At 55.0% G+C, this 3,301-nt stretch carries 5 protein-coding genes; 3 read left to right on the forward strand and 2 right to left on the reverse strand.

Annotated elements, in window-relative coordinates; translation table 11 throughout:
• On the reverse strand, positions 1-760 hold a 760-nt coding region (locus WCG50_RS18425), incomplete at its 3' end, for a PAS domain-containing protein (protein ID WP_336901055.1).
• A gap of 593 nt (positions 761-1,353) precedes the next feature.
• Between WCG50_RS18425 and WCG50_RS18430 the strand changes: the two genes are divergently transcribed.
• The 3 genes from WCG50_RS18430 to WCG50_RS18440 all read left to right on the forward strand — a co-directional run bounded on the left by WCG50_RS18430 (position 1,354) and on the right by WCG50_RS18440 (position 2,713).
• The gene (locus WCG50_RS18430) at positions 1,354-1,653 is read left to right on the forward strand and encodes a ParD-like family protein (protein ID WP_336901056.1); all 300 of its coding nucleotides are present in this window, start codon (positions 1,354-1,356) and stop codon (positions 1,651-1,653) included.
• Positions 1,650-1,928 carry a type II toxin-antitoxin system RelE/ParE family toxin gene (locus tag WCG50_RS18435; protein WP_336901057.1) on the forward strand — a complete coding sequence of 93 codons (279 nt, stop codon included), beginning with the start codon at positions 1,650-1,652 and terminating at the stop codon, positions 1,926-1,928. Before WCG50_RS18430 ends, WCG50_RS18435 begins: the two co-directional genes overlap by 4 nt.
• 110 nt (positions 1,929-2,038) lie before the next feature.
• Positions 2,039-2,713 (forward strand): SOS response-associated peptidase, encoded by a 675-nt coding sequence (locus tag WCG50_RS18440; RefSeq protein WP_336901058.1) that lies wholly within the window; start codon positions 2,039-2,041, stop codon positions 2,711-2,713.
• 111 nt (positions 2,714-2,824) lie between these two features.
• Here WCG50_RS18440 and WCG50_RS18445 read toward each other — a convergent pair.
• Positions 2,825-3,301, reverse strand: a 477-nt coding sequence (locus WCG50_RS18445) for an NRDE family protein (RefSeq protein ID WP_336901059.1), incomplete at its 5' end; no start/stop codon positions are given.

Consider the following 3,301-nt stretch of genomic DNA (forward strand, 5'->3'; position numbering starts at 1 on the left):
AACCCAAGGGGCTGTTGGCGTTGTATTCGGTGTTGCCGTCAAGGTTGCAGCACGCAAGTTCATTGGCCAATTGATGGGCATCCCTCAAAGGGCTGGTGACAGTCGTGCCGAACCAATGCCAGAACACGCTGGCACTGAGCAGTCCAACAACGAGCTGCATCTGACTAACCGTAGTAACACCTTGGCCGGTAAAAAGCCAAGCCGGTGACAGCGTCAGCAAGACTAACGCACTTAGGCCCAAGCCAGCTCGCCCAGGCAAGCTCATGCGATTCAATTTAGCCAGACTGTCTCTCCAGCCGAAAGGGCGGCCCTTGCCTGCATGCAGTCTGAAGGTGTGATTACCGCTGCTGCGTTGCTGCGCAATCAGGGCATACAGTGCTTGCGCCCCCTGAATTTGTTCGCGACTGGGTTTGAGCCGAACCGACATGTAGGCTTTGGGTTTGCCGTTTTCCATCACCGGTGTCACGTTGGCTTGCACCCAATAATGGTCACCATTTTTACGCCGGTTTTTAACAATACCGGTCCAAGTACGGCCACGCCCGATGGTGGACCATAGGTCTTTGAAGGCTTCAGGTGGCACGTCCGGGTGGCGAACAATATCGTGCGGCTGTCCGAGCAGTTCGTCATAGTCAAAGCCGCTGGCACGCACAAAACCCTGGTTGCAATGGGTGATGCGCCCCGTCAGATCGGTGGTGGAAACCAGAATGTCGCCGTCAGGCAAGTCGTATTCAGTCTGACTAACGGGCTGATTGTTGCGCATCTATTTTTTCCAGGGTCAGGGGAAATTGCGTTTGCTTAGGGCTTCAACAAACAAAAGTGAGACCATTTTAGCTCATTGATACAGCTCAGTAGTCCCCGATAGGAGTGAACGAAGTGGGTAGGAAAATGAAACCTTTGTCCGTGTTTGGGTTTTCTGTTCCACTGCACTGCACACCTTAATTTCGTCAGTGCGTCGTCGCTGCCTAATTCACCGGTTTTAAAATCACTCCTCAATATAAATTCTGTCGCCCCAAATGGACAAGAAATTTGCAGCCCCGAATGACAGCTAACTGGCAGGAACTTCGGGAAGGCGAATGACTCCTGAGGGTCTTGACTTGACACACAAGCAATCAATCCTAATGACCACTACTGGTCGTCACGCGACGACCACTTTCAAGATGGATTATCCGGTTAGCGGACATTGACGGCAGACGCTGCAGATGCGTGCATGCCTGCAATCAGGCGCTGAGTTTGACGGTCGCTACGACTGCAGGTCGGCTGCTGGCCATGGTTTTTCCACTGTGGATGATTGGGTGGTGGGCTGAAAGTTTCAGTTTACATGCCTGATAAACACCATTCAGAGGGGCTTTGATATTGAAATTTGATCAAGCTTCAAGTAATTACTACAATTGTGGTAATTTATCGAGGTCTTACATGTCCATCAGCACAAGCACTTCCATTCGAATTGATCAGGCCCTTTACGAGCAGGCCAAGACAGACGCGGCGATTGAACATCGCTCAATTGCCGGTCAGATAGAGTTCTGGGCAAGGGTAGGGCGCGCAGCTCTGGATAACCCTGATCTGCCGGTGACTTTCGTGGCCGAGTCATTGGCCTCCATGGCGGAACCGCGCGAACAAGCAACCCCCTTTGTTCCACGGAGTCGTCAGGGATGACGTGGTCAGCGCAGCAAACGCGTCGCTTTGCCAGGCAATACAAAAAACTCCACAACAATACCGCCGCAGACGTTGATTCGGCGGTTGAGGATGTCACCCGTAACCCCGAGATAGGAGAGCGCAAGAAAGGTGACTTGGCGGCGCTACGGGTGCATAAATTCCACAGTGGGGGACTGTTGTATTTACTGGGCTACACGCTGGATGAAAGTGTCCGGCTGGTTTACCTGGAAGCCGTAGGGCCGCATGAGAATTTTTACCGTGATATGAAGCGCTAGAGTTGATCCCAAGCCATCGTTACAGGACGGTCAAAGTATGTTTTTGGTCATGCTTTGGGGCGCAGTCAAGTCTTTCAACAACAAGGTGGATTAACGGCTACGATTTGGCCATGTGCAGCCATTTCCAAGCCCTCAAAGACCGCGAACGCTTTCAGCGTCAGTTTGGCGTGGCGCCGCCACCTGACTTGGGTAAGTCGGATATGTGGCCCGGTTATGTCGGTAGTTTCATTCGCAGCCACCCGTTTGCGAACGTTGGCGATGCCGCCGTGCCGCAACGCGAAGCCCTGAATGGCTTGTTCGGGCTGGTCCCGCCCTGGTCGCCCGACACCAATATCACCCGCTACACCTACAACGCGCGCAGCGAAACGGTGGCGGCCAAGCCGAGCTTTCGGGACGCCTGGAAAAAGTCGCAGCACTGCATCATCCCGGCTGAAGCGTTTTATGAGCCCGACTGGCGCAGTGGCAAACCCATTCCGACCCGTATTGCTCGCGCGGATGGCGAACCCATGGGCATCGCCGGGTTGTGGTCCACCTGGAAGTCGCCCAAGGGTGAGGAGTTGCACAGTTTCACCATGCTGACTGTCAGCGCCGAGCACCATCCCCTGATGCACCTGTTTCACAAACCGGCCGAAGAAAAGCGCATGGTGGTGATCCTGCCGGCCGCGTGTTTTGACGACTGGTTGCAGGCTCGTCCCGAACACAGCCTGGCACTATTGCGCCATAGCCCAGCAGTGGCATTGCAGGCGATACAGGCCACGCCCGTCAACGGCGCCCTGTTTACCTGATTCCATTTCCAGATCAATACGATATGTCGTTGCTTCGCCTTGCCGTGCTAAAGCACTGCCTGCGGCTTCGCGCCTAATCTCCTATCGATCTGGAAACGGAATGAGCCGTTTTCAGCGACGCGTTTGTTTGGTGGGGAAGTTCTGGCGCTGTTCGCCGACAGGGCCATGGGCATCAAAGCTATGTTCTAGAAAGTCGATGTGGTGCTGACCGAGTCGAATGACGCTGCAGGCCCGGGTGCCGTAATCTGGTAAGGCAATGAACGTGGCTGACAAAGCACGCTCAAAGGGCAGGGCAATTCCGGTGTTTGGCAGTTCCCTATCGGGTGCAATGCGGCGGTCTTGCAGCAGTTTGAGCAGCGACGCATCATCGGTTTGCCCCGTCTCAGACAGGGACTGCAGCCCTTGCTTCAGGCGATGGAGCTTGGGCCAGGGCGTCTGAAAGTCTGCGTTCGATACCGCGCCAATGCCGGGGGCGAGGTCAAGGGGTTGTTTGCTGCGGCTCTCCAGCCCCATCAGTCGCTGGCCGTCAAATACCAGCAGGTTGAACGGGTTGTAGTCGCCCGCCTGGGGTGCCAGGGCTTTTAGAAA

The sequence above is a fragment of the Rhodoferax sp. genome, from assembly GCF_037143375.1.
Classification (GTDB): Bacteria; Pseudomonadota; Gammaproteobacteria; order Burkholderiales; family Burkholderiaceae_C; genus Rhodoferax.